At 27.9% G+C, this 23,632-nt stretch carries 21 protein-coding genes; 20 read left to right on the top strand and 1 reads right to left on the bottom strand.

Going from position 1 to position 23,632, the window contains the following annotated elements:
• Positions 1-44 precede the first annotated feature (44 nt).
• The 20 genes from topA (at position 45) to I2E98_RS08010 (ending at position 22,015) form a co-directional block, all read left to right on the top strand.
• On the top strand, positions 45-2,144 hold the full coding sequence (gene topA / locus I2E98_RS08105) for a type I DNA topoisomerase (protein WP_195468443.1): 2,100 nt from the start codon (positions 45-47) through the stop codon (positions 2,142-2,144).
• Between the two features lie 161 nt (positions 2,145-2,305).
• A complete protein-coding gene (gene codY, locus I2E98_RS08100; protein WP_195468442.1) occupies positions 2,306-3,082 on the top strand; it encodes a GTP-sensing pleiotropic transcriptional regulator CodY in 777 nt (258 codons plus the stop codon).
• A 371-nt stretch (positions 3,083-3,453) separates the two neighbouring features.
• The gene (gene rpsB, locus I2E98_RS08095) at positions 3,454-4,155 is read left to right on the top strand and encodes a 30S ribosomal protein S2 (RefSeq protein ID WP_195468441.1); all 702 of its coding nucleotides are present in this window, start codon (positions 3,454-3,456) and stop codon (positions 4,153-4,155) included.
• Positions 4,156-4,241: 86 nt separating this feature from the next.
• Positions 4,242-5,156 (top strand): translation elongation factor Ts, encoded by a 915-nt coding sequence (gene tsf / locus I2E98_RS08090; RefSeq protein WP_133014183.1) that lies wholly within the window; start codon positions 4,242-4,244, stop codon positions 5,154-5,156.
• Positions 5,157-5,225: 69 nt separating this feature from the next.
• Complete coding sequence (gene pyrH, locus I2E98_RS08085) at positions 5,226-5,936, top strand: UMP kinase (RefSeq protein WP_195468440.1); 711 nt, start codon at positions 5,226-5,228, stop codon at positions 5,934-5,936.
• A 13-nt stretch (positions 5,937-5,949) separates the two neighbouring features.
• On the top strand, positions 5,950-6,507 hold the full coding sequence (gene frr, locus I2E98_RS08080) for a ribosome recycling factor (RefSeq protein ID WP_195468439.1): 558 nt from the start codon (positions 5,950-5,952) through the stop codon (positions 6,505-6,507).
• A gap of 201 nt (positions 6,508-6,708) precedes the next feature.
• Positions 6,709-7,467, top strand: a complete 759-nt coding sequence (locus I2E98_RS08075; RefSeq protein ID WP_195468438.1) for an isoprenyl transferase — start codon at positions 6,709-6,711, stop codon at positions 7,465-7,467.
• Positions 7,468-7,485: 18 nt separating this feature from the next.
• Positions 7,486-8,280 (top strand): phosphatidate cytidylyltransferase, encoded by a 795-nt coding sequence (locus I2E98_RS08070; RefSeq protein WP_195468437.1) that lies wholly within the window; start codon positions 7,486-7,488, stop codon positions 8,278-8,280.
• 133 nt (positions 8,281-8,413) lie between these two features.
• Complete coding sequence (locus I2E98_RS08065; RefSeq protein WP_195468436.1) at positions 8,414-9,394, top strand: AI-2E family transporter; 981 nt, start codon at positions 8,414-8,416, stop codon at positions 9,392-9,394.
• A gap of 9 nt (positions 9,395-9,403) precedes the next feature.
• On the top strand, positions 9,404-10,576 hold the full coding sequence (locus I2E98_RS08060; RefSeq protein WP_195468435.1) for a 1-deoxy-D-xylulose-5-phosphate reductoisomerase: 1,173 nt from the start codon (positions 9,404-9,406) through the stop codon (positions 10,574-10,576).
• Positions 10,577-11,596 carry an RIP metalloprotease RseP gene (rseP, locus tag I2E98_RS08055; RefSeq protein WP_195468434.1) on the top strand — a complete coding sequence of 340 codons (1,020 nt, stop codon included), beginning with the start codon at positions 10,577-10,579 and terminating at the stop codon, positions 11,594-11,596.
• Positions 11,597-11,606: 10 nt separating this feature from the next.
• A complete protein-coding gene (gene ispG, locus I2E98_RS08050) occupies positions 11,607-12,656 on the top strand; it encodes a flavodoxin-dependent (E)-4-hydroxy-3-methylbut-2-enyl-diphosphate synthase (protein WP_195468433.1) in 1,050 nt (349 codons plus the stop codon).
• Positions 12,657-12,971: 315 nt separating this feature from the next.
• Positions 12,972-14,225, top strand: a complete 1,254-nt coding sequence (gene codB / locus I2E98_RS08045; protein ID WP_195468432.1) for a cytosine permease — start codon at positions 12,972-12,974, stop codon at positions 14,223-14,225.
• 12 nt (positions 14,226-14,237) lie between these two features.
• Entirely contained in the window at positions 14,238-15,503 is a 1,266-nt protein-coding gene (locus I2E98_RS08040) for a cytosine deaminase (protein WP_195468431.1), read from the top strand.
• A 145-nt stretch (positions 15,504-15,648) separates the two neighbouring features.
• On the top strand, positions 15,649-16,893 hold the full coding sequence (locus tag I2E98_RS08035; protein ID WP_195468430.1) for a hemolysin family protein: 1,245 nt from the start codon (positions 15,649-15,651) through the stop codon (positions 16,891-16,893).
• Positions 16,894-17,101: 208 nt separating this feature from the next.
• Positions 17,102-18,247, top strand: a complete 1,146-nt coding sequence (fliB, locus tag I2E98_RS08030; RefSeq protein WP_195468429.1) for a flagellin lysine-N-methylase — start codon at positions 17,102-17,104, stop codon at positions 18,245-18,247.
• Positions 18,248-18,370: 123 nt separating this feature from the next.
• The gene (locus I2E98_RS08025) at positions 18,371-19,075 is read left to right on the top strand and encodes a GNAT family N-acetyltransferase (RefSeq protein WP_207737586.1); all 705 of its coding nucleotides are present in this window, start codon (positions 18,371-18,373) and stop codon (positions 19,073-19,075) included.
• Between the two features lie 154 nt (positions 19,076-19,229).
• Complete coding sequence (locus I2E98_RS08020; RefSeq protein ID WP_195468428.1) at positions 19,230-19,970, top strand: NERD domain-containing protein; 741 nt, start codon at positions 19,230-19,232, stop codon at positions 19,968-19,970.
• 28 nt (positions 19,971-19,998) lie between these two features.
• Positions 19,999-20,943, top strand: coding sequence for a ribonuclease Z (locus tag I2E98_RS08015; RefSeq protein WP_195468427.1), 945 nt, complete (start codon positions 19,999-20,001; stop codon positions 20,941-20,943).
• Positions 20,944-21,082: 139 nt separating this feature from the next.
• A complete protein-coding gene (locus tag I2E98_RS08010) occupies positions 21,083-22,015 on the top strand; it encodes a hypothetical protein (RefSeq protein ID WP_195468426.1) in 933 nt (310 codons plus the stop codon).
• A gap of 77 nt (positions 22,016-22,092) precedes the next feature.
• Here I2E98_RS08010 and I2E98_RS08005 read toward each other — a convergent pair whose 3' ends face one another.
• On the bottom strand, positions 22,093-23,475 hold the full coding sequence (locus tag I2E98_RS08005; RefSeq protein WP_195468425.1) for a (p)ppGpp synthetase: 1,383 nt from the start codon (positions 23,473-23,475) through the stop codon (positions 22,093-22,095).
• Between the last annotated feature and the right edge of the window lie 157 nt (positions 23,476-23,632).

The following is a 23,632-nucleotide window of genomic DNA, read 5'->3' as shown; positions in this document are numbered from 1 at the left end:
TTAGGGGGGTAAAAGCTCCTAAGCGATAAATAGGAGTTGATGGTATGGGTCAGAATCTTGTTATTGTAGAGTCACCTGCAAAAGCAAAGACAATTAGTAAATATTTGGGGAAGAATTATACGGTTGAAGCCTCAATGGGGCATGTTAGAGATTTGCCTAAAAGCAAATTAGGTGTTGATATAGAAGATAATTTTAATCCAAAATATATAACTATTAGAGGAAAAGGCGAATTAATAGCTAAATTAAAAAAAGCTGCTAAGAAAGCAGATAAAATTTATCTTGCAACCGACCCTGATAGAGAGGGAGAAGCTATATCATGGCATTTAGCAAATATATTAAAAATTTCAGAAGATGATACGTGTAGAATAGTATTTAATGAAATAACTAAAAGTGCTGTGAAAGAATCAATAAAAGAAGCAAGAAAAATAAATTTAAATTTAGTTGATGCGCAACAAGCAAGAAGAGTGCTAGATAGACTTGTTGGTTATGAAATAAGTCCTATACTTTGGAAAAATGTTAAATGGGGACTAAGTGCAGGAAGAGTTCAATCAGCTGCATTAAAACTTATTTGTGATAAAGAGGAAGAAATAAAGGCCTTTGAACCAAAGGAATACTGGACAGTAGATTGTGTTTTAAAAAAGGAAAGAAAAAAATTCCCAATAAAATTAACAAAGTATGAGAATAAAAAAGTAGAAATAACAACTGAAGAAGAAGCACAGAAAATAATAAGAGAATTAGCGGAAAATGATTACAGAATAGATAAAGTTAAAAAAGGTAATAGATTAAAAAATCCATTACCACCATTTACAACTAGTACTTTACAGCAAGAGGCTTCTAAAAAGCTTAACTTTATGACTAAAAGAACTATGTCTATAGCACAAGCTCTTTATGAAGGGATCGATGTAAAAGGATATGGTACAGTAGGTTTAATAACTTATATGAGAACTGACTCTGTAAGAATTTCAGAAGAGGCACAAGGAAAAGCTATTGACTTTATAAAAGAAAGCTATGGAGAGGAGTATATTCCAGAAAAGCCTAGGGTATATAAAGGAAAGAAAAATATCCAAGATGCTCATGAAGCTATAAGACCTTCTCATATAGAAATAACTCCAGAGATAGCAAAAGCAAGTCTATCAGCAGAACAATATAAATTATATAGTTTAATATGGAAGAGATTTATTGCAAGTCAGATGACTTCATGTTCATTAAATACAAATAGTATTGATATAGTAAATGGAGCATATTCATTTAAGGCATCTGGTTCAACTATTAAGTTTGATGGTTTTATGAAGGTATATGATTATACAACTGAAGATGACGACAATGATGTATCATTACCAGTATTAGAGGAAGGTGAGATATTATTACCTGCATCTGTAGAAGGAAAACAACATTTCACTCAACCACCAGCAAGATATACAGAAGCATCATTTGTAAAATTACTTGAAGAAAAAGGAATAGGAAGACCAAGTACTTACGTTCCAACTATATCTACATTATTAAGTAGAGATTATGTTTCAAGAGAAAAGAAAAATTTAGTACCAACTGAATTAGGTTTTATAGTAAATAATATAATGTCAGATTATTTTAAACAAATAGTTGATGTAGATTTTACAGCTGATATGGAAAGAAAACTTGACTATATCGAAGAGGGTAGCGAAGAATGGAAGGAAGTAGTAGGAGAATTCTTTGCACCGCTTAAAATAGCTATAGATAAAGCAGAAAAAGAAATTTCGAAAGTTGTAATTGAAGATAAAGTAAGTGATGTTCCATGTGATAAATGTGGAAGAATGATGGTTATAAAACGTGGAAGATATGGTGCATTCTTAGCATGTCCAGGATATCCTGAATGTCATAATGCTAAACCAATAGTCGAGGAATTAGATGTTCCATGTCCAAAATGTGGAGGAAAGATATTAGCGAAGAGAAGCAAAAAAGGAAAGAAATTCTTTGGATGTTCTAATTACCCAAATTGTGACTTCGTAAGTTGGAATGAACCTATAAAAGAACCATGTTCAAAATGTGGTAGCTATATGACTATTAAGTATTCAAAGACTAAGGGTAAATATGCTGTATGTTCAAATACTGAGTGTGGAAATACAATGCCTTTAGAAGAGGATGCTGAAAAGAAAGATGATAAGTAAATAAACAATATTTGTCATAACTCTTGTCGAAAGGATGTAAAAATTGTTGTAAAAAAAAATCTTATATGATAGTATAAGATTAAGAAATAATATCTCAAAATTTTGATAATTTTGAAAATTAACAATTGAGTGATAAAGGTTATGATGGGGGGAGTATTTAATTGTCATCATTATTAAATAAAACTAGAAGATTAAATAAAATACTACAAAAGGGTGGCGCAGATCCAGTAGTATTCGATGATATATGCAAGCTTTTAAGTGAAGTATTAGCATGTAACGTATATATAATTAGTAGAAAAGGAAAAGTTTTAGGACATACTTTTTCAACAGACTTTGAGTGCGGAATAATGAAAAAGTATGTTTTAGAAGAAGGTAGATTTCCATTAGGATATAATGAAAGTCTATTAAAGATTACAGAAACTCTAGCAAATTCTAAGAGTAATGGTAATTGTGTATTTAAAGGAGAAGGTGCTTGTGAAGTTTCAAATAAAGTATCTACTATAGTGCCGATAGTAGGAAATCGTGAAAGAATGGGAACATTGCTTTTAGCAAGATTTGGAAAAGAATTTACGGATGAAGATTTAGTATTAGCAGAACATAGTACAACTATAGTTGGAATGGAAATGTTAAGAGCTAAACAAGATGAATTAGAAGAAGAGGCTAGAAAGAAAGCTGTAGTTCAATTAGCTATTGGAACTTTATCTTATTCAGAGTTAGAAGCTGTAGAGCATATATTCAATGAGTTAGAAGGAAATGAAGGTCTATTAGTTGCATCTAAGATTGCAGATAAAGTTGGAATAACAAGAAGTGTTATTGTAAATGCTTTAAGAAAATTTGAGAGTGCAGGTGTAATTGAATCAAGATCTTTAGGAATGAAAGGAACTCATATTAAGATTTTAAATGAAAAATTAGTAGAAGAGTTAAATAAGATAAGATAAAAAATAAGCTATACAAAAGTATAGCTTATTTTTTTATTATAAAGATGTAATAAAAACAAAAGAAAAATTAAGTAAATAAAGGGATAGATAATTAAATTTAGTTTTATATTTTTAAATTGGGATATAATATATAGTGAATCTTTTAAAGTGTTAGGAGTTAATGAGTTTTTTATGCTAACAATATAATAAATTTATAGTTTTATGACGTGAAAGAGAAAATATGCAAAAAATATGTTGCTAGGATATAAAGCTTATGATATACTAACCTAGGTAAATAAATACGCACACATCCTAATTTATAAAGTTGGTGCCTAATTTTAGGAAGCTTTATAAGAATGAAGGCTGTGGAGGAAAAACCAGGAGGTAACAAAATGTCAGTAATATCAATGAAACAATTATTAGAAGCAGGCGTTCACTTTGGACACCAAACAAGAAGATGGAACCCTAAAATGGCTCCATATATATTCACAGAAAGAAACGGAATATATATAATAGATCTTCAAAAGACAGTTAAGAAGGTAGAAGAAGCTTACAACTTCATCAGAGAAGTATCAACTGAAGGAAAAGACATTCTTTTCGTTGGAACTAAGAAGCAAGCTCAAGAAGCTATCCAAGAAGAAGCTATAAGATCAAACATGCACTTCGTAAACAACAGATGGTTAGGTGGTATGTTAACTAACTTCAAAACTATCAAAACTAGAATTAAGAGATTAGAAGAATTACAACAAATGGAACAAGATGGAACATTTGATGTTTTACCTAAGAAAGAAGTAATCAAGTTAAAAGGTGAAATGGAAAAATTACAAACTAACCTTGGTGGTATCACTAACTTAGATGTTAACAACATCGGAGCTATGTTTGTAGTTGACCCAAGAAAAGAAAAGAACGCTATATCAGAAGCTAAAATATTAGGAATCCCAGTAGTAGCTATAGTTGATACTAACTGTGACCCAGAAGAAGTTGATTACGTAATTCCAGGAAACGACGATGCTATCAGAGCTGTTAAATTAATAACTGCTAAATTAGCTGATGGAATCATCGAAGGAAGACAAGGCGAACAATTAGCTGAATAATAATTTTAAGAGGTAGGTGAGGGAAACTTCATTTACCTTTTAACCTAAAATATGGTTTACATTTAATGTTAAGGAGGAATTCAATAATGATAACTGCTAAATCAGTTAAAGAATTAAGAGAAATGACTGGTGCAGGAATGATGGACTGCAAAAAGGCTTTAGTTGAAACAGAAGGAAACATAGAAAAAGCTGTTGAATTTTTAAGAGAAAAGGGATTAGCTGCTGCTGCTAAAAAAGCTGGTAGAGTTGCTGCTGAAGGTATCGTTAAGACTTTCGTTTCAGCTGACAAGAAAACTGCTGCTATGGTAGAAGTTAACTGTGAAACTGACTTCGTTGCTGCTAACGAAGAATTCGTTTCATTTGCAACAAAAGTTGCAGAAATGGCTGCTAACACTTCAGCTACAACTGTTGAAGAATTAGTTGCTGAAAAATTTGATGGTGAATCTACTGTAACTGAAGCTTTAACAGCTTTAATCGCAAAATTAGGCGAAAACATGACAGTAAGAAGATTTGTTAAATTCAACATAGAAAACGGAGCTATAGCTAGCTACATCCACGGTGGTGGAAGAATCGGTGTTATGGTTGAAGTTGCTAGTGAATCTACAGACGTTGCTGCTTTAGAAGAAGTTGCTAAGGAAGTTTGTATGCAAGTTGCTGCTGCAAATCCTCTATTCTTAAGCAGAGAACAAGTAGATAACGAAGCTTTAGAAAAAGAAAAAGAAATCTACAGAGTTCAAGCATTAAATGAAGGAAAACCAGAAAATATCGTTGAAAAAATGGTAATGGGAAGAATTCAAAAGTACTACAAAGAAGTTTGTCTTTTAGATCAAGCATGGGTTAAAGATGGAGATAAGTCAATATCTAAATTCTTAGAAGAAAAATCTAAAGAAGTTGGTTCTCCAATAACTGTTACAAGATACGCTAGATTCGAAAGAGGAGAAGGTATCGAAAAAGTTGAAGAAGACTTCGCTGCAGAAGTTGCTAAGACTATGGGTATGTAATATCAAGAGAACACTTTGGTGTTCTCTTTTTTTAAGGAAAAGAGTACATATATAGCAGGAGGGATTACAATGGCAAATATTGAATATAAGAGAGTAATGTTAAAGATATCAGGTGAAGCTTTATCAGGCGCAAATGGATTTGGATTTGACTTTGATATAGTAGGAAGAATTGCAAGAGAAGTTAAGACTTTAGTAGATATGGATGTTGAAGTTGGTTTAGTTGTAGGTGGCGGAAACATATGGAGAGGTAGAACTGGTGAAGGTATGGACAGAACTACAGCAGACCATATGGGAATGTTAGCTACTTGTATAAATGCATTAGCACTTCAAGATGCTTTAGAAGGTATAGGAGTTAAAACAAGAGTACAAACTGCTATAGAAATGAAAGAAATAGCGGAACCTTTTATAAGAAGAAGAGCTGTTAGACATTTAGAAAAGGGAAGAGTTGTGATTTTTGGGGCTGGTTCAGGAAATCCATATTTCTCAACTGATACAGCTGCAGCATTAAGAGCAGCTGAAATAGAAGCAGATGTAATTTTACTTGCTAAAAATGTTGATGGTGTATATGATAAGGATCCAAATAAGTTTGCAGATGCTAAAAAATATGATAAACTAACATATATGGAAGTAATTGAACAAGGATTACAAGTAATGGATACAACAGCAACTACATTATGTATGGATAATAATATTCCAATATTAGTTTTTGGTATTAGTGAAGAAGGTAATATCAAAAAGGTAATGGAAGGAGAAAAAATAGGTACAATAGTATCTAAATAATAGGGAGGATTATATGATAAAAGAATTATTAAGTACAGCAGAGTCAAAAATGCAAAAGACTATTTCTGTTTTAACTTCAGATTTAACAACATTAAAAGCTGGTAGAGCTAATCCAAAGATGCTTGATAGAATACAAGTAGAAGCATATGGTGGATTATGTCCAATCGAACAAGTTGGTAATATTTCTGCTCCAGAGCCAAGAATGTTAGTTATAACTCCTTGGGATAAGTCATTATTAAAGGATATAGAAAAAGCAATTTTAAAATCTGACCTAGGAATTAACCCATCTAACGATGGATCTATAATTAGATTATTAGTTCCTGAATTAACAGAGGAAACAAGAAAAAATCTTGTTAAGAATGTTAAAAAGTTAGGTGAAGATGCTAAAGTAGCAATTAGATCTATAAGAAGAGATGCTAATGAAAAGATTAAGGCATTAAAAAAGGATGGACATATTTCAGAAGATGAAGTTAAAAAAGGTGAAGAAGCTGTTCAAAAGAAAACAGATCAATTTGTTAAAGAAATAGATTCACTTGTTGTAGCTAAGGAAAAAGAGATTATGTCAATTTAAAACCTGCTATTTAGCAGGTTTTTTTCTTAATTGAAATTCTAAGTTTTAACTAATGCGATAAAATTATGACTTACTGTGTTAAAGTTAGCTAGTTAATAATAAAAAAGAATTTATATTTTAAAATTAAAAAAGTATTTTAATAATTAAGAAAAACTTTAGGATACGGGTTTTATATAAAGTAAATTGGAGGCAAGAAAGGAAATGTTTAATTTTTTTAAAGCTAGTAAGAATAATGAAGAATTAAATATAGAGTTAGATGAGAAAAATATTCCTCAACATGTAGCAATAATCATGGATGGAAATGGAAGATGGGCAAAGCAAAGAAACATGCCTAGAACTATGGGACATAAAGCAGGAGTTGAAACTATAAGAAGAATAGTGAAAGAAGCTGATAGATTAGGCATAAAATTTATCACCTTATATGCATTTTCAACTGAAAATTGGAAAAGACCAAAAGATGAAGTTAATGCTTTAATGAAATTATTAGTTCAGTATTTAAAAAGTGAAGTTGGAGAGCTACATAAAAATGGAGTTATATTACGAGTTTTAGGTGATATAAGTCAACTTCAAGAGGAATGTAGAAAAGAAATTGAAGATTCTATAGAGTTAACAAAAAATAATACAGGATTAGTATTAAATGTTGCCTTTAATTATGGGGGAAGAGATGAAATAGTAAGAGCTGTAAAAAATATAGTTACTGATATTGAAAATGGGAAGATAAATAAAGGAGATATTACAAAGGAAAGATTTTCAGATTATTTATATACAAATAATTGCCCAGATCCAGATTTAATAATAAGACCTTCAGGTGAGCAAAGAATAAGTAATTTCTTATTATGGCAATGTGCATATTCAGAATTTTGGTATTCAAATGTAAATTGGCCAGATTTTAGTGAAAGAGATTTACAACAGGCGATATATGATTATCAAAATAGGGATAGAAGATATGGTGGAGTATAGTTAAAGGAGGTTAGAAGTTTGAAGTTAAATAGTAGATATTTAGGAGCTATTGTACTTGCTCCGTTATTGATTTTTGTACTTTTAGGTGGATTACCACTAAAGTTATTTACTATAGCATTATCTGTATGTGGATTATATGAGTTCTATAATGCATTAAAGACAAAGGAAATAAAAAGTATTCCTATAATTAGTTATATATTACTGGTTATTTATTATGCATTGAATAATGATTTTGAAAAGATGATGTATATTTTAGTTATATCTATGGTAATAGCATTAATAATACCTATAATTGATTTAAAATATTCATTTGTAGATGTAGCTATAACTTTTTTAGGATTTATTTATGTTGTAATATTATTCAGCTTTATTCTATTAGTTAATGAAAAAGTTGGTGGACAATTTTTAGTATGGCTAATATTTATTGGATCATGGCTTTCTGATACAGTAGCCTACTATTTTGGTAGATTCTTTGGTAAGCATAAACTTTGTCCAAAGGTAAGCCCTAAGAAAACAATTGAAGGCTCAATTGGTGGATTTTTAGGTGCTACTCTTGGATGTGGATTATTTGGTATAGCAGTTAGTGCATATGTTCCACAAGTAAATATAATTCATTTCTTCTTAATAGGAGCGCTATGTGGAATAATGGGCCAATTTGGAGACTTAGTTGCATCATCTATTAAAAGATTTGTTGGTCTAAAAGACTATAGTAATCTTATTCCAGGACATGGTGGTATATTAGATAGATTTGACTCTATTTTGTTTAATGCAGTAGTTGTTTTTTACTATTTAACATTTATAGTAGGAATTTAATAAGATTAGGATACAATAGTTTAACTCTTGTATCCTTTTGTGTTTTATAATTGAAATATAGTCTAAATTACAAGACATGCTAATAAATTAATAATGTAATATGTTGCGAGATTAATTTAAATTAGGAGGAAAAATGAGGTTATATAATGGGTATAAAAAACATTATCAATATAGGACATTAGTTGATTTATTATTTTTATTATTAATATTTGTAATTATAACATTTATAATAAAAAATTATTTTAAGCCTTTTATGACTATTTTAGTTTTAATGGTTATATCAACACCGGTATACGATATTATAAAAAAGGTAATTAATAAAAAAGAGATTACTGGGGCTTTGACTATTTTAATAATAAATATATTTTTATTTTGTTTTATATTTTATTTTGGAAACTCTATAATAGATTTAGTACAAAGTTTTTATAGTGAACATCTAGATGGAATAAAAGAGTTTATAGAAAATCTTAGTAAGGTATTTAATATTGATATAGAAAAAATAATAACAAGTAATTCACATAGTTTAACTTCCTTAACTTTTAAAAGTGGTTTAGCAGTAACAGGGCAAGGTATTCTATCTTACATAATTGCAAATATCTGTGTGTATTTTATTTTGATTGATAAAAAATTATTTTTAAGATTATTAAATTGTTTATTACCTTATGATATTGTAGATACTATAAGAGTAAAAAAGAATAATTTGAGAGAAGTAGTAAAAATTGAATTAAAGTTAGTAATCATATGTATGATTATTACTATTATAGGATTTAAAATTTTAAGAGTTCCTAGTGCTATATTTTTAGGTTTTGTATGTGGTATATTAGATATATTACCATATGTAGGAACTATAATTGTATTTATTCCAATTATAATATACAATATAATAATGAAGGAATACTTACTAGTAGTTGGATTAATAGCATTATATTTATTATTGCAAGTAGTAAGAGAAATATTAGAACTTAAGTTTCTTAGCTCTAAATTAGATATCCATCCATTAGTAGTAATGCTTTCAATGTATATAGGTGCAGAAGTATTCGGAATAATAGGATTATTAATAGGACCTATATACTGTTTAATTGCAAAAGATATAATATACGAAGGAACATTATAGGAGGTATTAATGAAAAATATTTCAATTTTAGGGGCAACGGGTTCCATAGGAACTCAGACTCTAGATGTAATAAGAAATTCAGATGAAAAAATTAATCTTATTGGGATTACTGCAAATTCTTCCGTTGATAAGATTAAGGAAATAATAAGAGAATTTGAACCTAAATATGTAGCTATGATGGATGAAAATTCAGCTAAGTCTATTGAGGAATTTTGTAGTAAGGAATATCCTAATATACAAGTTTTTAATGGTATAGATGGATTGATTAAAGTTGCAACTTTAGAAGAAATTGATACTGTAGTAACGTCAGTAGTGGGTATGATAGGGTTAAAACCTACAATGGCAGCAATAGAAGCCAAAAAAGATATAGCTTTAGCTAATAAGGAAACATTAGTTGTTGCTGGAGAACTTGTCATGAATAAGGCAAAGGAAAACAACGTAAAAATATTACCTGTAGATTCAGAACATAGTGCTATATTCCAAAGCTTAAGTGGATATAAAAATAAAGATATAAACAAGATATTACTAACTGCATCTGGAGGTCCATTTAGAGGAAAGACTATTGAGGACTTGAAAGATGTAACAGTTAAAGAAGCTCTTAAACATCCAAAGTGGAACATGGGACAAAAAATATCTATAGATTCAGCTACATTAATGAATAAAGGACTAGAAGTTATAGAGGCTCATTTCTTATTTGATTGTGACTATGATAATATTGAAGTTATTGTTCATCCACAAAGTATAATTCATTCTATGGTTGAATATAAGGATGCTAGCGTTATTGCTCAGCTAGGATCTCCAGATATGAGGTTACCTATTCAATATGCATTAAACTATCCAGAAAGAAAAGCTATGATAGCAAATCCAGTTAATTTTTATGAATTAGGTGCATTAACTTTTGAAAAGCCAGATTTAGAAACATTTAAATGTTTAAGATTTGCATATGAAGCAGGTAAAATTGGAGGGTTAGCACCTACAATATTAAATGGTGCTAATGAAGAGGCTGTAGCTTTATTATTAAAGGAAAAAATAAAATTCTTACAAATTGCAGAAATAATAGAAGAATGTATGAACGTATTTAAAGAAAATTATTATGATGAATTAACTCTAGATAATATTATAGAGTTAGATAAAAAGGTTAGAGAGTATATAAGAATGAAATGGGAGTTAGGAGTGAAGTAAGTGTATATTATAATGGCTATATTAGGTTTTAGTTTATTAATAATTGTTCACGAGTTAGGACATTTTATTATGGCTAAGGCTAATGGAATAAAAGTAGAAGAATTTTCAATTGGGATGGGACCAGAGATTTTTTCTAAAAAGGGGAAGGAAACTCAATATTCATTAAGATTATTTCCTATTGGAGGATATGTAAAAATGCTTGGTGAAGAAGAAGATATTGACGATGAGAGAAGTTTTTCTAGCAAATCACCATTAAGAAGAATTAGTGTTATAATAGCTGGTGTTACAATGAATGTTATATTTGCAATTATTGCATTTGCGATTATAATAAGTAATAGGGGGTATACAGAACCAGTAATAAGTAAATTAGTTGATAACTCTGCAGCTATAGAAGCTGGATTAGAGGTTGGAGATAGAATATTAAGTATAGATGGATCAAAGGTATTTACTACTACTGATATTTCAATGGGAATTCAAATGGCAAAAGGTGATTCAGTAGATTTAGTAGTAAATAGAAATGGCAATAAAGAAAATATTACTGTTACTCCAAGATTAGTTGAGGAAGATGGAAGTCAAATATATCAAATAGGATTTTCTTATACACCTGTTGAAAATCCAACAATAATTCAGTCAATTAAAGAGTCATTTAATGAAACTATTTCATTAGTAACTCAAACTTATAAGAGTTTAGTAATGATGGTTACTGGAAAAGTAAACTTTAAGACTGATGTTGGTGGTCCAGTTACAATAATAAAAATGTCAACAGAAGTTGCTAAAAGTGGTTTATTATCATTAACATATTTCTTAGGTTTCCTTAGCATTAACTTAGCAGTATTTAATTTATTACCTTTCCCAGCCTTAGATGGAGGATGGACAGTTATTTTATTAATTGAACTTATAACTAGAAGAAAAGTTCCAGATAAAATAGTTGGAGCAGTAAATTATGTAGGATTTATGGTGCTAATAGGATTTATGATAGTAGTAACATTAAAGGATATATTATTCCCTATTAGTTTATAGGAGTGAAAAAATGGAAAGAAAACTTACTAGAAAAGTTAAGGTTGGATCGGTTTATGTTGGTGGGGATTCACCAGTGTCAATTCAATCTATGACTAATACAGATACAAGAAATGTAGAAGCTACATTGGATCAAATAAGAGCTCTTCATGTAGCAGGTTGTGAAATAATAAGATGTGCTGTTCCAGATATGGAAGCAGCCGAAGCAATAAAGGATATTTGTGCAGGTTCTCCAATGCCTGTAGTTGCAGATATACATTTTGACTATAGATTAGCATTGAGATGTGTTGAAAATGGAATTAGTGCAATTAGAATTAATCCAGGTAATATTGGAAATGTAGAGAGAGTAAAAGCTGTTACAGAAGCTTGTAAGGCTAAGAATATTCCAATAAGAATAGGTGTTAATTCTGGTTCTTTAGAAAAAGATATATTAGAGAGAGATGGGAAACCAACTGCTAAAGGTCTTGTTGAATCAGCATTAAGACATGTTAAAATATTAGAAGACTTAGGTTTTTATGATATAGTTATTTCAATCAAGTCTTCAGATGTTCCTATGATGATTGAAGCTTATAGATTAATGAGTAGTAAATGTAATTATCCTCTTCATTTAGGAGTTACTGAATCAGGTACTGTCTTTAGAGGAACTATAAAATCAACACTTGGAATAGGAACTTTATTAGCAGAAGGAATAGGAGATACTATAAGAGTATCATTAACTAGCGATCCAATAGAAGAGATCAAAGTAGCAAAGGAAATGTTAATTGCTTTAGGTTTAAGAAAGCAAGGAATGACATTTGTATCTTGCCCAACTTGTGGAAGAACTCAAATTAACCTTATAAAGATTGCTGAAGAGGTTGAAAAGAGACTTGAGAACTGTGATAAAAATATTAAAGTTGCAGTAATGGGCTGTGTTGTAAATGGTCCTGGAGAAGCAAGAGAAGCAGATATTGGTATCGCAGGTGGAAAAGGTGAAGGATTAATATTCAAAAAGGGTGAAATAATTAAAAAAGTTAAAGAAGAAGATCTTATTGAAGAGTTAATGAAGGAAATAGAAAACTTGTAAAAAATGTAATCACCTCCGGGGAATATCCATTATATGGATAATAGCCGGAGGTGTTTTTATAATTAAAAAAAAGAGTTGACTTAATTCGACAAGTAAGTATATAATAGCTTCAAGAAAACTAGTCCTTTAAACTTAATCCAGAGAGATTAAAAAGGTCGGATATTGTACGACAGATGAAGTTTTAGATATTATAATAATATAATTCTATTATAATATCTAATTTTAAGTAGTAACGACCTTTCTATATTAAAGAAAGGTCGTTTTTTTATAACTTGGGCACTGGTTTTTAAATTTTATGTTTAAGGAGATTTAAAAATGGAAGCAAAATTAAATATGGAGACAAAGGTTAGTAAAGAGGATCATGATTATGCATTAACTCATGTACATAGTAAGGATAAAAAGGGATTCTTTTCGATGTTCGTTGTTATGCTTGGATTTACATTCTTCTCAGCTAGTATGTTAACAGGAGGAAATTTAGGGACAGGCTTATCATTAAAGGAGTTTTTCATAGCAGTATTTTTAGGAAACTTAATTTTAGCGTGTTATACAGGATTATTAGCATATATAGGAGCAGACACAGGACTTTCGATGCACTTACTTGCTAGATACTCATTTGGCGAAAAAGGTTCATATGTTGCATCATTTGTAACTAGTATCACACAAATAGGATGGTTTGGTGTTGGAATAGCTATGTTTGCAATACCAGTAGCAAATAGATTTAACATAAATTTATATGTATTAGTAGCAATAACAGGATTATTAATGACAGCAACAGCTTATTTTGGAATGAAGTCTTTAACAATATTAAGTGCAATAGCAGTACCAGCAATAGCAATTTTGGGAAGTACATCAGCAATAATGGCAACTAACTCTGTAGGTGGGGTACAAGGTTTAATGAATATAGAACCAACTACTAAAATGACATTAGTAACAGCAGTAACTTTATGTGTTGGTTCATTTATAAGTGGAGGAACAGCAACTCCAGACTTTGCTAGATTCTCAAAAGATAAAAAAGTAGCAGTAGGTACAACAGTAGTAGCTTTCTTTATAGGAAATTCTTTAATGTTCTTATTTGGAGCAGTTGGAGCAATGGTTACAGGAAATTCTGATATAGCAGATGTAATGTTCTCACAAGGATTAGTAATACCAGCAATATTAGTTTTAGGATTAAATATTTGGACAACTAATGATAATGCAATTTATACATCAGGGCTTGGATTAGCAAACATAACTAAGTTACCTAAAAAGAAAATGGTAATCATAGGCGGACTTATAGGAACAGTAGGAGCAATATGGTTAAACAATAACTTTACAGCATTCTTAACTTTCTTAAACTCAATGTTACCTCCAGTTGGTGGAATAATAATAGCAGATTACTTCTTTATAAAGAAAAGAAAATATGATAATATTGAAAATGCGCAATTTAAGAAAGTAAATTGGATAGCAATAGTAGCTTTCTTAACAGGATTTATTGTTGCAAATGTTGTAACAGTTGGAGTTATAGCTGTAAATGCAATATTAACAACAATGGTAGTTTATGTAATAGGAACAAAAGTAATTGATAAATAAGGTGATGATAATATGTTAATTAAAAATATAAGACTTTTAGATAGAGAAGGATTATTTGACATAAGAATAGTAGATGGGAAATTTACTGAAATAGATTCTAATTTAGAAGTTATAAATGATGAAGAAATTATAGAAGGAAATGGAGCTTTAGCTTCTGCTCCTTTTATAGAACCACATATACATTTAGATACTACTTTAACAGCTGGAGAGCCAGAATGGAATAAAAGTGGAACTCTTTTTGAAGGGATAGAAAGATGGTCTCAAAGAAAAGAATTTTTAACTAAGGAAGATGTTAAAACTAGAGCTAAAAAAGCAATAGAATGGCAAGTAGCTAATGGAATTCAATTTATAAGAACTCATGTTGATGTTACAGATGAAAGCTTAGTTGCATTAAAAGCTATGGTTGAAGTAAGAGAAGAAGTTAAGGATTATGTTACATTACAAATAGTAGCTTTCCCTCAAGAAGGAATTCTTTCTTATCCTAACGGATTAGAATTAATAGAAGAAGCTATAAAGTTAGGAGCAGATGTAATAGGGGCTATACCTCACTTTGAGTTTACAAGAGAATATGGAGTAGAGTCTATTAATAAAATATTTGAACTAGCTAAAAAGTATGATGTATTAGTAGATGTTCATTGTGATGAAATAGATGATGAACAATCAAGATTCTTAGAAGTAGTAGCTGCAAGAGCATTAGAAACTGGACTTAAGAATAAGGTAACAGCTAGCCATACTACAGCAATGGGATCATATAATGATGCATATACATATAAGTTATTTAGATTATTAAAAATGTCAGGAATAAACTTTGTTTCAAATCCTTTAGTTAATACTCACCTTCAAGGAAGATTTGATACATATCCTAAGAGAAGAGGTATTACAAGAGTTAAGGAACTAAATGAAGCTGGAATTAATGTTTCATTTGGACATGATGATATATTTGACCCATGGTATCCAATGGGAACAGGAAATATGCTTGAAGTAGTTCATTTTGGATTACATGTATGCCAAATGATGGGCTATGATGATATAAATGAATCATTAAAGTTTATATCAACTAATAGTGCGAGAACTTTAAATATTGAAGATGAATATGGAATAGAAATAGGAAAGCCAGGTAATTTAATATTATTAAATGCTGAAAGTGGTTATGATGCAGTTAGAAGAAGAGCTGAAGTTTTATATTCAATAAGAGAAGGAAAGGTTATAGCTAAAACTATTCCAAGCAAGTCATTTATAAGTGCAAATGAAGAAAAAGAAGTAACATTTAAAAGATAGTAGAGATAAAATAGACGAATTAAAATAGTTCGTCTATTTTATTTTTTTATTTAAATTTAATGAGATTATTTTATATAATATTTTAATTTATACAACATATATTGTTAGTAAAATAAAATATTTATAAAATGGAGTGATGAGTTAAATGGATGATAATGCCCTGATATTAATTGTTGTTATTGCTATTCTTATTATTATGTCAGCTTATTTTTCAGCTACTGAAACAGCTTTTTCTAGCTTAAATAAAATTAAATTAAAGAACTTAGCTGTAAATGGAAGTAAGAAGGCAGAAAATACATTAAAGCTTGCTAAAAAGTTTGACAGTATTCTTTCAACTATATTAATAGGTAATAATATAGTGAATATAGCATCAGCATCAATAGCGACTATAGTTTTTACTAGATATTATGGAGATGTAGGTGTAACAATATCAACAATCGTTATGACTATAGTTGTATTAATATTTGGGGAAATATCTCCTAAAAGTTTATCAAAGGAGAGTCCTGAAAGGTTTGCAATGTTTTCTACGCCAATATTAAGAATATTATTGGTTGTATTTACTCCACTTAATTTTTTATTTGGATTATGGAAAAAGACCATTTCTAAGGTGATAAAAGTTGAGGAAATCCCAATAGAAGTAGAAGAGGAGTTATTAACTATTGTAGAAGAAGCTGAAATAAAAGGTGGAATTGATGAACATGAAAGTAAGTTAATACGTTCAGCCATAGAATTTAATGATTTAGATGCAGATCAAATATTAACTTCAAGAGTTGATTTAATTTCAATATCTAAAGAAGCTACAATAGAAGAAGCAAGAAAAGTATTTAAGGAAAATAAATTTTCAAGAATTCCTGTTTACGAAAATAATATAGATAATATAATTGGAGTAATCCATGAAAAAGATTTTTATGATGCATTAGATGAAAAGAAAGCTACTATTGATAGTATTATAAAACCAATAGTATATGTAACTTCAAATACTAAGATATCAGAACTTTTAAAGAAGTTTCAATATCTTAAAAATCATATGGCTGTAGTTATAGATGAATTTGGTGGAACTATGGGGATTATAACATTAGAAGATGTATTAGAAGAATTAGTAGGGGAAATATGGGATGAGCATGATGAGATTGTGGAGTATTTTAAAGAGTTAGATGAAGGTAAATATTCTGTTGTATGTAGTGTTTCTCTAGCTGATTTTTTTGAGGAATTTAACATGAAGGAAGAAATAGATGACTTTGAAGTACAAACTGTTAATGGATGGGTTATAAAGGCGTTTGGATATTTACCTAAAGTTGGGGAATCTTTTGTATATAAAGATTTAAGTATTTCTATTTCTAAAATAGAGGAAAGAAGAGTAAAAGAAATAATAGTAGAAAGAAATAAATAGAAATAAGATAATTAAGTTTTTAAATAAAGCAAAATACAATTGGAATGAGACTTTCAATTGCATTTTGCTTAAAACTTATAAAATATGAAAATAAAAGCATATTAAGAATATAATAATTGAAGAAAATAATATGATATAATTATGTTTTGATGTATTATAGAAAAGAAATAAAAATATATAGTAGTTACTATAGTGATTGGAGCAAAAGATGAAAGTAAATATGTTTATGCCAAAATATATGTTAACTTTTAAATGTATTGGTTCAGCTTGTGCAGATACATGTTGTGCAGGATGGGATATAAATATAGATGAGGATACATATAAAAAATATACTAACTGTACTGGGAAGCTTAAGGAACTAGTACAAGGTAAGTTTAGAGAAAATAAAAATAGTGAAGATTATTTAAATAAAGGTTTTATGATTTTAAAAGAACATAATAAATGTCCATTTTTAAATGATAACTTACTTTGTGATATTCATGGAGGAATCGGAGAAGAAAATCTTTGTATAACATGCAAGAGATTTCCTAGAGTCTATAATATTATAGATGATGTATATGAAAAATCAGGATTGTCATCTTGTGAAGAAATTTGTAATATAGCATTTTTAAATAAGGAAAAAATGGAGTTTATTGAAACTGAAGAGGAAATAGATGAAAGTGCTATTGAAATAAGAAGAATTATTGATACAGAAGCATTTGAAGGTACTGATAGTTTACTTCAATATTTTTGGGATATAAGAATAAACTCTATAAATATAATTCAAAATAGGAGTTTTTCTATTGAAGAAAGATTGGGTATTTTGAAGTCCTTTTATACTAAAATTGAAGAGTATTATAATGAAAAAGATTTTGAGGGAATAGAAGATCTTTTAGGGGAATATGGTGAAGGGAATATTGATTTCGATTCTTTAAAAATTTTAGATTTAAATGAAAGTAATGAATTTTATTTAAGTCTTTTAGATAAAGAGTTAATAAAAAATATAAGAAGTATTAGATTAAAGGAATGTGTTGAAGAATATAAAAAAGGAATTTTAAAAGTAAATGATATTGTAAAGTATATAAATGATGAAAAAAGTATCTTAAAGTTAATAGAAAAATATTCTTATATTTTAGAAAATTATTTAGTAAATCAAATATTTAAAGATTTAATTCCACTTAATAGGGGAGAAAGTTTAAATTTAAGTATAAATATATTAATTAATAGTTATAGAATAATAAAAGCTTATATAATTGGAATAGCTTTAAATAATAAAGAAATAAACGAAGATTTAATTATAAGAGTTATACAAAGTTTAAGTAAAGATATAGAACATAATAAGGTGTTTAAAAATTTATTAGAATCAGAAATATAAATAGTGAAATGTGTTACTAAGGAATTTATTTAATTCTTTAGTAACACATTTTTTGTATTATAATATTTAGTGTATGAGATTGTATTAAAAAGGTATATGAGAATAGAAAAGGGGTAGGTATAAATGAAGTATGATTGTGGATTTACTAAGGAAAATAAATGGTTTAGATATCGTGCAGCAGCAATTATTATAGAAAAAGGTCATGTTCTTTTTGTTGGAAATGAAAGAGAAAACTATTATTTTAAGGAGAGGTGTTATATGGAAAATAATAAGAAGTTTGAAACTAAAAGATTAATATTAAGGGAATTTAGTCATGCGGATTTTGAAGATGTACATGCATATGCAAGTAACTTAGAAAATATAAAATATATGATATGGGGACCTAATAGTGAAGAAGATACTATTGAATTTTTAGATGATTGTATATCTAATATAGATAAAAATCCACGTACACAATATGATTTTGCTATTACATTAAAAGAAAATGGAAAAGTTATAGGAGGATGTGGTATTTACTTAAATGATGGATTATATGAAGGTATGTTAGGGTGGATACTTCATAAGGATTATTGGAAACAGGGATATATGACAGAAGCAGGAAAGGAACTAGTTAGATTTGCATTTGAAGATTTAAAATTACACAGAGTATATGCAACCTGTGATGCAGAAAATTATGGCTCATATCGTGTTATGGAGAATCTAGGAATGAGAAGAGAGGGGCATATTATAAAAAATAGAAAGTTTACAGGGTTTAAAGATGAATGGCATGATGAGTTATTTTATGGAATACTATATGAGGAATGGGCGAAGAGAAAGGGTTATAAGTAGAATTATTTATAAAAAGAGGGATAGTATTAAAAGGTAATACTATTCCTTTTGTAATTTAAGCGTATTATCAAATAACATTGATATAAATATTTACAATAACTATTTGAAATGGCAAAATAATATTAGAAAATAAATAGAAAGATTAGGAAAACAAATGAATGTGGGAATAGCAGTATTAATATTAATAACTATATTAATATTAATAAAATCATATGAATCAAAAGTAAAAGGATATGTTGGTGAAAAACTTGTATCTAAAAGATTAAGTAAATTAAATAAAAGAAAATATAAAGTAATAAATAATTTACTTTTAAAAACATCAAAAGGAACTACACAAATAGATCATATAGTAATATCACAATATGGATTATTTGTTATTGAAACAAAGAATTATAAGGGAATAATAACTGGAAATGAATATGATGATAGTTGGAATCAAATACTATTTAATAATAAAGAAGTATTAAGAAATCCAATAAAACAAAATAATGGACACATTAAGGCATTGAAAGATGTTGTACCAACATTAAGATATAGGAAAATAAACTCCATAATTTTATTTACTAAAAGATCAAAATTGAAAGTTAATACTGAAACTATAGTTACATATTACAATAAGGTAAATAAAGTAATTAAAAGAAGTAGAAAAAAAGAGTTTACAAAGGAAGAAGTTGATTATATCTATAAAAAAATTAATGAACTTAATATTGATTCCTTTAAGCAAAGAGTAGTTCATGTAAAAAATGTAAAAAGAAATATCAAAGAAGCCGAAAAGAGCTTAAGAAAAAATAAATGTCCAAGATGTGGTGGAAAGCTAAAAAAGAAAAGTAGAAAATATGGAAAAATTAAAAGATGCAAAAATTATCCAGAATGTACTTTTAAAATTAATATTTAGTATAAGATATAGAAAAGTGGTGATAGTAATGGTTGATTTATGTTTATTAGGTTGTGGAGGAGGAATGCCAATGCCCTTTAGAAATTTATCTGCTAGCCTTTTAAATTTTAAAGGAAGAAAAATTCTTATAGATTGTGGAGAGGGTACGCAAGTTTCTATGAGAATGGTAGGATGGGGCTTTAAATCAATTGATGTAATTTGTATAACTCATTGTCATGGAGATCATATTGTTGGACTTCCAGGGCTTTTATCTACTATAGGTAATAGTGGTAGAGTAGAGCCATTAACAATAATAGGACCAGAAGGAATAACAGAAGTAGTAAATGGACTTAGAGTTATTGCACAGTATTTACCCTATGAAGTTAATATAATTGAAAATCCTAAAGAAGTTAATTTGAATGTAGGTAAAGAAAATTTAGAAGTAGTAAATGAAAATGGACAAATAAGATTAAGCACTTTAGAAGTAGATCATTCATCTCCATGCTTAGGATACAGCTTTTATTTTAAACGTGACAGAAAGTTTTCATTAGAAAAAGCTGAAGAGAATAATGTTCCTAAAGTTTTATGGAATAAGCTACAAAAAGGGAATGAAGAGGTTATTACATATGAAGGTAAAGAATATAAAAAAGAAATGGTTCTTGGAGATGAGCGAAAGGGAATAAAATTAAGTTTAATTACAGATAGTAGGCCGCAAGATCAAATGATTAATTTTATAAAGGAAAGTGATTTATTTATTTGTGAAGGTACATATGGAAATAATGATGACTTAGAAAAAGCTATTAAAAATAAGCATATGACATTTGCTGAAGCAGCAAAGCTTGCTAGTGATAGTAATTGTAAAGAGCTACTCTTAACTCATTTTACTCCAGCTATGTTAGAGCCAAAATTATATGAAGATAATGCAAGGAATATTTTTGAGAATATAATAATTGGTGAAGACAGATTAATAAAGAGTCTTAGCTTTTCTCAGTAAGGAGAAGCTAAGACTCTTTATTAAATAACAGGGAAATATATTTATAAAAGTAGAGAATTAACTAATAATAGAACTAAAATTAAAATTAGTAATATAAATAATATTAGAATTAATTTAATATAAATTGTGGGGGAATTAAATGTATAACGAGATAAATAAGAAATTAGAAAAGCTAAAAGAGTTTATAAAATTGAAAAAATCGCTAAAGGAAGAAGTAAATATATTAGAAGATCAATTAGAAAAGGATGAAAAAAAGTTATATGATTTAGAAAAAGATTTAAAAAAGGAAAAGAAAGATGTTGATAATTTAAATAAGTTTTCAGTTTCAAATATAATAGCTACAGTGTTAAATAACAAAGAAAATAAATTAGAAAAAGAAGAACAAGAGTATTTAATAGTAAAATCAAAATATGACGAATTGTTGGCAAACATAAATATTCTAAAAAAAGACTTAGTTATTAAAAGAAATAAATTAAAAACATTAGATAATTGTGAAGAAGAATACAATAAAGTAATAAATGAAAAGATTAAGTTGATAAAAGATTATGGAAGTTATGATGCTAAAGAAAAAATATTAAATTTAGATAAAAGAATTAATAATATCATTAATGAAAGTAGAAAAATTAAGGAAGTTTATGAAGTTGGAAAAAAATTAATTAGAGAAGTAAGCTATGCAAAAGATGAATTAAAAAATGCTAAGAATTGGGGGATTTTAGATATTGTAGGAGGGGATATGATGTCATCTATAGTTAAACATAATAAAATAAAAAAAGCTAATGATAAATTTTATAAGATTAAAGAGTTAATTAGTAGTTTCAATAAAGAACTTGGAGATATTAAATTAAATAATATATCATTTTCTACAATTACAGTAACATTAGATTTGTTTTTAGATAATATATTTACTGATATTTCTGTGCAAAATAAAATTAATGATGCACTAAATAGTATTGAAGAAGTAAAAATAAAAGTAGAACGTGTTATGAATGAGTTACAAAGAAGATATGATAGTCTAGAAATAGAGTTAAAAGAGAAGAAAAAAGAATTTAATTTATTGATAGAAGCTTTATAATTAAAACTGGGTGCTATACTAAAAAAAGTAGCATCCAGTTTTTACTATTAAGGATCTAAATAATAAGATTTTTTAAGCTAATCTAATACTTCTAATATTTCATTGTGTAAATGCAGCAATATAGCATCAGAATTTTTGAACCATTGCTCAATAGTGTTTATGTTATCATAAATATATTTATAAATGTATTCAACAATATCATTAACCTCTTCCATGGAATATTCGTATACTATATCTATTTTATCAATAGAAACTAAAGTTTTGGCAATTTGAGATTTAATAGAATCATCAATTATTAAGAAATCGTTACTAAATCTAGATATTAAAATATCCTTTTGTTTATTTATATATTTAGATTCTGTATAACTAGCTTTAAGGTAAGATAAAAACTTTTCAAAGTCTCCTACATTATCTAAAGGCTCTAATGTAAATAGAATTCTAAAAAATAAATTCCAATTAAACTCACTATTAATTACACTTTCAAAATATTCACCCATAATTTTTTTGAAAGAATCATCATATACTACATTTCTTTCAAAGTTTAAATAAGAATTAAAGTCTAATTTTTCATCAGAAATTAAATTTAATCTGTTTAAAGCATTTATTAAAACTTTAGTATAATCAGAATCATTTGAAATATTATTTTTAAAGAATACATATTCAACTATAGTTTCGCAAGAATCCTTAAAATTAATATTCATATGGATTGATTCTTTCATTTTTACGGAGAACATATCATATATAAATTTTGATACTATTTCTTGAAGATGTCTTTTATTTGAAGTACTAGTCTTAGATTTCTTTGATTCTACATGTTTTAAAACTGTTAATAGTTGATTATCTATCATAGTTAAATTATTTTTTATAGAATTCATTATATCTTTTAAAAATTGATCCTCTATAATATAGTTAGAATTTTTATATATTATTTGATGCTCAATTTCACTCCAAAACATATTTGTAAGTGATTTTACTTGAAGTTCAAAGGGGATTACTAAATCATTAGAGACAAATTTACCATCAATTCTGTAAATAGTGAATCCATTTTTTTGTTTTTGAGGTTGTTTTCCAGAAAGCTTAAGAAAAATATTACTACTATTATCGCTATAGTAATAGTCTTCATCAGCTTTTTTATTAAAACATTTCTTTAGGAAACGATAAATCTTTTTTTCATCATCACCAAATCTACATTCAATTCTAATTCCTATAAGATCACTTAATTTATATATAAGTTTTTTTGGTTCATCATAACGTTTATAGTAATGATTTCTAAGTATTTTTTCTCTTAGACTCTCAATAGATTTAACTCTAGAACTAATATTAGAAAATTCACAATAACTTTCGTTTAATAATTCTAGAAAAAAGTTCTCTAAATTTAAAGATGCTTTAAGTAAATCATCTTTATTATTTTTTAATTCATTTAATGCTATTTCTAAATAGTCAAATTCTTTTATATTCAAAGTTGTTGCACCTCTATTTATCTATTATACAAATAACATTATACAAATTATTATTTAATATATCTAGTTTTAATATTAAAGGAAAATATAATGAAAAATAATATTTTGTAATAATTTACAAAAGTTACAATAATTATAGTTTAATAAGATGTAATTT

Source organism: Clostridium sp. D43t1_170807_H7 (genome assembly GCF_015555905.1).
Lineage (GTDB): Bacteria > Bacillota > Clostridia > Clostridiales > Clostridiaceae > Clostridium.
The sequence above is the reverse complement of the archived record's forward strand: the minus strand, read 5'-3'. Positions and strand labels throughout refer to the sequence as shown.

Bases quoted from the DNA above. Each gene is read 5' to 3' on its own strand.
- tsf (WP_133014183.1), top strand. From the start codon at position 4,242: ATGATAACTGCTAAATCAGTTAAAGAATTAAGAGAAATGACTGGTGCA.
- I2E98_RS08025 (WP_207737586.1), top strand. From the start codon at position 18,371: ATGAAGTATGATTGTGGATTTACTAAGGAAAATAAATGGTTTAGATAT.
- I2E98_RS08060 (WP_195468435.1), top strand. From the start codon at position 9,404: ATGAAAAATATTTCAATTTTAGGGGCAACGGGTTCCATAGGAACTCAG.
- I2E98_RS08065 (WP_195468436.1), top strand. From the start codon at position 8,414: ATGAGGTTATATAATGGGTATAAAAAACATTATCAATATAGGACATTA.
- fliB (WP_195468429.1), top strand. From the start codon at position 17,102: ATGAAAGTAAATATGTTTATGCCAAAATATATGTTAACTTTTAAATGT.
- I2E98_RS08015 (WP_195468427.1), top strand. From the start codon at position 19,999: ATGGTTGATTTATGTTTATTAGGTTGTGGAGGAGGAATGCCAATGCCC.
- frr (WP_195468439.1), top strand. From the start codon at position 5,950: ATGATAAAAGAATTATTAAGTACAGCAGAGTCAAAAATGCAAAAGACT.
- I2E98_RS08035 (WP_195468430.1), top strand. From the start codon at position 15,649: ATGGATGATAATGCCCTGATATTAATTGTTGTTATTGCTATTCTTATT.
- ispG (WP_195468433.1), top strand. From the start codon at position 11,607: ATGGAAAGAAAACTTACTAGAAAAGTTAAGGTTGGATCGGTTTATGTT.
- pyrH (WP_195468440.1), top strand. From the start codon at position 5,226: ATGGCAAATATTGAATATAAGAGAGTAATGTTAAAGATATCAGGTGAA.
- I2E98_RS08075 (WP_195468438.1), top strand. From the start codon at position 6,709: ATGTTTAATTTTTTTAAAGCTAGTAAGAATAATGAAGAATTAAATATA.
- codB (WP_195468432.1), top strand. From the start codon at position 12,972: ATGGAAGCAAAATTAAATATGGAGACAAAGGTTAGTAAAGAGGATCAT.
- rpsB (WP_195468441.1), top strand. From the start codon at position 3,454: ATGTCAGTAATATCAATGAAACAATTATTAGAAGCAGGCGTTCACTTT.
- topA (WP_195468443.1), top strand. From the start codon at position 45: ATGGGTCAGAATCTTGTTATTGTAGAGTCACCTGCAAAAGCAAAGACA.
- I2E98_RS08020 (WP_195468428.1), top strand. From the start codon at position 19,230: ATGAATGTGGGAATAGCAGTATTAATATTAATAACTATATTAATATTA.
- I2E98_RS08010 (WP_195468426.1), top strand. From the start codon at position 21,083: ATGTATAACGAGATAAATAAGAAATTAGAAAAGCTAAAAGAGTTTATA.
- I2E98_RS08040 (WP_195468431.1), top strand. From the start codon at position 14,238: ATGTTAATTAAAAATATAAGACTTTTAGATAGAGAAGGATTATTTGAC.